Genomic DNA, 6,442 nt, shown 5'->3' on the forward strand with positions numbered 1-6,442 from the left:
GGGCTGTAAAAGCTGATGAAATCAGCGTAGTAGAGTCCACTCAACCACTGCGTCTTGCTCGACAATCCAAAGACAATTGAGAGGCTAGGCCTTTTTTCCCAGTCCTACCGCCTTTTTGATCAAATAGAACTGAAAGTTTAGAGAGGCCCACTTGCAAAGCAAGCCAAATCATACAGCCAGCTCCCTCTAATGAATATCAGCTTTTTCCATAACTGGAAGATCGCTAAGTGACAAAAATGTAAGATTAGCGTCCAAAATGAAAGATTAGCTTATGGAAACTTGTCGGGCTTTTCGGTATGATAATAGTATCGTTTTTAGTTTGCTTTCGGTAGGGGCAGCAGCTCAGCTAATCTTAGAGCAGAGCTAGCTAATAAAGTATTGAAAGATAAGCTAAATAACCATTTTACACATAAATAAAAAAAGAGGTTCAAGTATGACATTATTAGATGTACAACACGTGAAAAAAATTTATAAAACCCGCTTTCAGGGCAGCCAAGTAGAGGCGCTGAAAGACATTCACTTTACAGTGGAGAAAGGCGAGTATGTCGCCATCATGGGGGAGTCGGGCTCTGGGAAATCCACCCTGCTCAATATCCTCGCCATGCTGGACAAGCCGACAGAAGGCCGCGTTTTCCTCAATGGAACTGACACGGCAACCATCAAAAACAGCCAGGCTTCCAGCTTCCGCCGGGAGAAATTAGGCTTTGTCTTTCAGGATTTCAACCTGCTGGACACCTTATCAGTCAAGGATAATATTCTCCTGCCTTTGGTGCTCTCTCGTCGCTCCATTACCGAGATGATGCAAAAGTTGGTTACAACCTGCAACGAGTTAGGGATTAACAAGCTGCAAGAGAAGTTTCCTTATGAAATTTCTGGTGGTCAGAAGCAGCGGGTGGCAGTAGCCCGCGCCATTATCACCGAGCCTGAGATTTTGCTGGCAGATGAGCCGACAGGAGCCCTGGATTCCAAGTCTTCAGCTGCTCTCTTGGATGTCTTTGACGATATCAACGACCGCGGCCAAACCATTCTTATGGTAACCCACTCGACCTCGGCAGCTAGTCGGGCCAAGCGGGTGCTCTTTATCAAGGATGGAATTTTATATAATCAAATCTTCCGCGGCAACAAGACCGAGCGGCAGATGTTCCAAGAGATTTCCGATACGCTGACGGTCATGGCAAGTGAGGTGGAAGCTCATGCTTAGATTAACTAGTAAGCTTGCGCTTTCTAACTTAATCAAGAATCGTAAGCTATATTATCCTTTCGCTCTGGCGACCTGTCTGGCTATCGCCATCTCCTACATCTTTTTCTCCCTGACTTTTAATCCTAATTTAGTAAAGATGACGGGCGCAAGCGCTGTTTCTATGGTGCTATCTTTTGGGATGGTGATTGTCAGCATCACGACCAGCATTATCGTCTTTTATGCTAATAGCTTTGTTTTCAAGAATCGCTCCAAAGAGCTGGGCCTTTATAGTGTGCTAGGGCTCAATAAATTCCACCTCTTTGTCATGGTGGTGATCGAATTACTGGTATTTGGTCTGGTTACCCTTATCCTCGGACTAGGGATTGGACTTTTGTTTGACCAGCTGATCTATGCTCTCTTGCTAAAAATCATGGCGATAAAGGTCGTATTGGTGTCAACTTTTCAGCCTGCTGTAGTTATCGTAGTTGCTGTTTTCTACGCTTTTGTCTTTTTCTGCTTGATGATTAGCAATGGTTTGCGCCTGAAAAAGCTTGATGCATTGCAATTGGTCAAAGAAAAGAATAGCGGAGAAAAGAAAAGTCGCTTTTTATTCCTGCAGACACTACTTGGGCTTGCAGCCTTGGCTTATGGTTACTTTCTTGCACTAGGAGTGACCAATCCCTTGTCAGCAATCTTTACATTCTTTGTCGCAGTGCTCTTTGTGATTCTGGGAACCTACCTGCTCTTTAATGCTGGAATTACGGTTTTTCTGCAATTTTTGAAAAAGAAGAAGTCCTATTATTACCAACCCAATAATATGATTTCCGTTTCCAACCTGATTTTCCGCATGAAGAAAAATGCGGTGGGTCTTGCGACCATTGCTATCCTATCAACCATGGTCTTGGTGACCTTATCTGGCGGAGCTAATATCTATGCCGGTGGTGACTACATGCAAAAGGCTATGTTTCCTCATGATTTTAGCATTCAAGGAAAAGGAACCACAGGTGAGCAGATGGACCAAGTGCTGACAGAGTTTGTGAATGAGCAGCAGTTGCCAGTCACTAAGAAAGGTGTCTATCCATACTATACGATGGGAGTGACAAGTCGTGCTGGCAACCAGCTCGATATCAACGCTGCCGCTCAAAAATTTGTCACACCGAAAACGTATATTTTGGCTATTTCAGAAGCGGATTATCAGAGTATGACGGGGAAAACTCTTGATCTTGGAGATGATGAAGTGGCGCTCTACCAGCAAGGAGTGAAACTGGATCCCAAGCAAGACTTGCAGCTGGCTGGTCAGACCTTTAAAATCAAGGAAGAACTCAAAGAAGACTTTATCTTTGGCAATTTGCCAGACCAGATGAACATGATCGTCCCAGAGAAAATCTACATGGTTCTTAAAAACCCTGACCAAATATTCTCTACACTGATGGACAAATACGCTGTAAACCTTAATTATTATGGCTGGCTTGATACAAAGCTGTCAACGGAAGAACAGCGCAATCTGAGGGATGCTTATCAAGAAAAATTGCATCAGTTTAATCAGACCTTGCCGGAAAACCAAGCAGTCTATGGTTCGGTAACAGCTTTTGATAAGCAAGAAATCAAAGGCATGCTGGGTGGCATGTTCTTCATCGGCATCTTCTTGTCAATCGTCTTTATGCTGGGAACCATCCTCATCATCTACTACAAGCAGATTTCAGAAGGGTACGAGGATCGGGATCGCTTTGTGATTCTACAAAAGGTCGGTCTGGATGAGAAGCAAATCAGACAAACCATTCGGAAACAGATTTTGATTGTTTTTTTCCTACCACTGGCTTTCGCCTTTATCCATCTGACTTTTGCCTATCATATGCTGAGCTTGATCTTGTCTGCTCTTGGTGTTCTTAACTCAGCTCTCATGCTGGCTGTGACACTGGGTGTCTGTGCAATCTTCTTTATCAGCTATGTGATTGTCTTCATGATTACTTCCCGCAGTTATCGTAAAATTGTTTCTATGTAAGAAGTTGGGTTTTTCCAGCTTCTTCTTTTGCTTTCTTTGCCCGATGCAAAAGGGGAAGATAAAAAGAGACTTTGGTAAATCCAATAATCTATGATATAATAAACCATCTATGCTTTGGAGGGAGATTTTATGAATATTTTTCGAAAAAAAGATGCCAGTAAAAACAGGACGGGAATGCGGCGGCACCTGAAACTGATGGATTTGATTCTTTTAGGGATCGGTGCCATGGTTGGTACAGGGATTTTCACGGTTACAGGAATTGGGGCGGCGACTTATGCTGGTCCAGCTCTGATTGTGTCGATCGTGATTTCTGCCCTGTGTGTCAGCATCTCTGCCCTATTTTATGCGGAGTTTGCATCTCGAGTTCCAGCTAATGGCGGAGCTTACAGCTATATTTACGCTGTTTTAGGAGAATTTCCGGCTTGGCTGGCTGGTTGGCTGACCATCATGGAATTTATGACAGCTATATCAGGTGTGGCTTCTGGCTGGGGTTCTTACTTGAAAGGGCTTTTGAGCGGCTTTCATATCCAGCTACCGACAGCCTTGAATGGCACATTCAATCCAAAAGCAGGTACTTATGTGGATCTGTTGCCTATTCTGGTTTTGGTCTTTGTGACAGGCGTAGTACTTCTAAACTCAAAAGCAGCCCTGCGCTTTAACTCAGCCTTGGTTGTCCTCAAATTCTCAGCCTTGGCTCTCTTTATTCTCGTTGGGCTTTTCCATCTTCGACCTGAGAATTGGTCCAACTTTGCACCTTTCGGTTTTGGTCAGATCTATGGCGGTCAGACGGGGATTATGGCTGGAGCTTCTCTGATGTTCTTTGCTTTTCTGGGCTTTGAGTCGATTTCTATGTCTGTGGATGAGATCAAAGAGCCTCAAAAAAATGTGCCACGTGGCATTGTCCTTTCCCTTGGGATTGTGACCATCCTCTATATCTTGGTAACCTTGGTCTTGACAGGCTTGGTACACTATACCAAGCTAAATGTTCCAGATGCAGTAGCTTTCTCACTTCGCAGTATTGGACTAGATTGGGCTGCCAATTATGTTTCTATCGTAGCGATTTTGACCCTGATCACTGTCTGCATCTCCTTGACCTATGCCTTGTCTCGGATGATTTATAGTATAGCGCGCGACGGACTTTTACCGCGGTCTTTCAAGGAATTAACTGCTACTAGCCGTGTGCCTCAAAATGCTACCATCTTAGTGGGGATTGCCTCAGCTATTTGTGCGGGTATCTTTCCTCTTGCTAGCATTGCCTCTTTCCTCAATATCTGTACGTTGACTTATCTGATTATGCTGGCCTTTGCCATTTTGAAGTTGCGGAAGGAAAAGGGGCAGCCCAAGGCAGGAGAGTTTAAAACTCCGCTAGTGCCTCTAACTCCGATTTTATCTATTGTCATCTGCCTTTCCTTTATGACTCAGTACACGTGGGATACTTGGTTGGCCTTTGGCATCGCTCTACTTTTAGGAATTTTGATTTACTTTGGCTACGGCTACCGTCATTCGGAAATAGAAGTGAAAGAAAAGTAGTGTAAAAAGTTGTTCTTGACAAAAGGTAGAAGGAGAAAAAATGAAGAGTTTTAACCTGACGAAAAAGAAGAAAGTTTGGCTGCTTGCGTTTGCTTTGCTTGCCCTTATCTTACTAGCCATTGTAATCAATATCCAGCTGAATCAACCCGAACATATGAGCGCTGACTATGTTGGGCTTTGGAAGTCAAGATGGCGTGAGGAAAATAAAGACTGGCTCTATCCCCTGAAAAATATCTGCCTTCTTATTCTGGCGATTCTAGCAGGTTCTGGTCTCATGATTGCGTTTTCCAAGAGTGAAAGATGGAAATAAGCTTTTGTAGATTAAAATAAAATAATCTTACAAAAATGTAAGATTGACGATGATAAATGTAAGGTAGAGACATGGAAAACGTGTCTCTATTTTGCTATAATCAGTTCAGGAATCCTCACAAGAAAAGTTGTGCAATTATGAAAAAAGTTCTTTTAGGTTGCTTGGGAACAGTACTGGTTTTGCTTGCTCTTTTAATAGGTTTTCTAGTCTACTTTGGTCCAGACTATGGAATTTTTCTTTTTCCACCTAGTCCGCAGGACTACGCTCGCTCGGTTGTGAAAAAGCTTGATTTTGGTCTTTATACGGATAAAGATTGGGAAAATGAGAAAAAGAAAGCTTTAGAGAAGCTTGAATCAGCCAAGACTTATCAAGACACCTATCCTGTCTTGGAAAAATTAACCAAAGAGGCTGGCGGGAAGCATTCTTATTTTTTAAGCCCACAGGATAATCCTGAAAACAGTCCAGAAAGCAAAAATCAGCCTGAAGTGCAGAATCGGGAGGGTATTCTCTATGTAAAAGTTCCTGCTTTCACTGGTGACGCACAGGCAGCGAAAGCTTATGCCAACAAGCTGTCAGCAGCTCTTAAAAAGGATGACTATCAGGCGGTTCTTGTGGATTTGAGAGACAATACTGGCGGGAATATGTATCCGATGATTGCTGGGCTGTCCTCTCTTTTGCCTGATGAAGACCTCTTCCAATTTGTTTATAAAAACGGAAGCAAGAGCGCGGTTTCGCGATTAAATGTCCTTAAGCAGCTTGGTCTGGAGCAGACTGATGAAAAAGCAAAGAAAGTGCCCATAGCTGTTCTTATCAATGGGAAGACAGGTAGCTCAGGAGAGATGACTGTTTTAGCTTTTAAGGGACTTGAAAATGTTAAAATATTTGGTCAGCCAACGGCAAGCTATACTACGGGAAATAATTATTATCAACTGTATGATGGAGCGGTTTTACTCTTGACCACCTCGAGTATCTTAGATCGCACGGGCAAGCTTTATGAGAATGAGGCAATCCAGCCCGATGTCCTAACAGACCAGCCTTTAGAAGAGGCGGAGCCTTGGTTGAAGGAACAGATGGGAGAATAGTTTATTGAAAGCAGTCAAAGAGACTGCTTTTCTGCTATAATAAAGAGAAGAACGAGGTGACAGATGATTCGTAAGGTAAAACTAAGAGACGCCGCAGCTATTCAGCGACTTAATGCTGAGTGTCTGGGCTATGACTTTGATAGGGAAGCGACGGAGGCTCAACTGAAGAGGCTGCTAGAGAATGACCAGCATTTGATTTTGGTTGCTGAAGAAGACGGACAGGTCATAGGTTACGCGCATGCGGCTAGCTACGACTGTCTCTATTTCCCGTCCTTGCTCAATCTCTTGGCTTTGGCCGTCGCTCAGGATTTTCAAGGGCAGGGACATGGCAGAGCGCT

General features: G+C 43.6%; 6 protein-coding genes. All 6 read left to right on the forward strand.

Annotation, left to right across the window (positions count from 1 at the left end):
• Positions 1 to 433 precede the first annotated feature (433 nt).
• Positions 434 to 1,201 carry an ABC transporter ATP-binding protein gene (locus RWS39_RS08870; protein ID WP_048766518.1) on the forward strand — a complete coding sequence of 256 codons (768 nt, stop codon included), beginning with the start codon at positions 434 to 436 and terminating at the stop codon, positions 1,199 to 1,201.
• The gene (locus RWS39_RS08875; protein WP_314482669.1) at positions 1,194 to 3,182 is read left to right on the forward strand and encodes an ABC transporter permease; all 1,989 of its coding nucleotides are present in this window, start codon (positions 1,194 to 1,196) and stop codon (positions 3,180 to 3,182) included. The genes RWS39_RS08870 and RWS39_RS08875 overlap by 8 nt, the downstream gene beginning before the upstream one ends.
• Positions 3,183 to 3,311: 129 nt before the next feature.
• Positions 3,312 to 4,712 carry an amino acid permease gene (locus tag RWS39_RS08880; protein ID WP_314482673.1) on the forward strand — a complete coding sequence of 467 codons (1,401 nt, stop codon included), beginning with the start codon at positions 3,312 to 3,314 and terminating at the stop codon, positions 4,710 to 4,712.
• 40 nt (positions 4,713 to 4,752) lie between these two features.
• The gene (locus RWS39_RS08885) at positions 4,753 to 5,022 is read left to right on the forward strand and encodes a hypothetical protein (protein WP_314482675.1); all 270 of its coding nucleotides are present in this window, start codon (positions 4,753 to 4,755) and stop codon (positions 5,020 to 5,022) included.
• Between the two features lie 71 nt (positions 5,023 to 5,093).
• Positions 5,094 to 6,104 (forward strand): S41 family peptidase, encoded by a 1,011-nt coding sequence (locus RWS39_RS08890; RefSeq protein ID WP_314482678.1) that lies wholly within the window; start codon positions 5,094 to 5,096, stop codon positions 6,102 to 6,104.
• A gap of 63 nt (positions 6,105 to 6,167) precedes the next feature.
• On the forward strand, positions 6,168 to 6,442 hold a 275-nt coding region (locus RWS39_RS08895; RefSeq protein ID WP_314482681.1), incomplete at its 3' end, for a GNAT family N-acetyltransferase.

The organism is Streptococcus cristatus (assembly GCF_963529205.1).
In the GTDB taxonomy this organism is placed as follows: domain Bacteria; phylum Bacillota; class Bacilli; order Lactobacillales; family Streptococcaceae; genus Streptococcus; species Streptococcus cristatus_O.

What these genes read in the sequence shown, in the direction of transcription:
- RWS39_RS08870 (WP_048766518.1), top strand. Translation starts at nt 434, where the DNA reads ATGACATTATTAGATGTACAACACGTGAAAAAAATTTATAAAACCCGC.
- RWS39_RS08875 (WP_314482669.1), top strand. Translation starts at nt 1,194, where the DNA reads ATGCTTAGATTAACTAGTAAGCTTGCGCTTTCTAACTTAATCAAGAAT.
- RWS39_RS08880 (WP_314482673.1), top strand. Translation starts at nt 3,312, where the DNA reads ATGAATATTTTTCGAAAAAAAGATGCCAGTAAAAACAGGACGGGAATG.
- RWS39_RS08885 (WP_314482675.1), top strand. Translation starts at nt 4,753, where the DNA reads ATGAAGAGTTTTAACCTGACGAAAAAGAAGAAAGTTTGGCTGCTTGCG.
- RWS39_RS08890 (WP_314482678.1), top strand. Translation starts at nt 5,094, where the DNA reads ATGGAAAACGTGTCTCTATTTTGCTATAATCAGTTCAGGAATCCTCAC.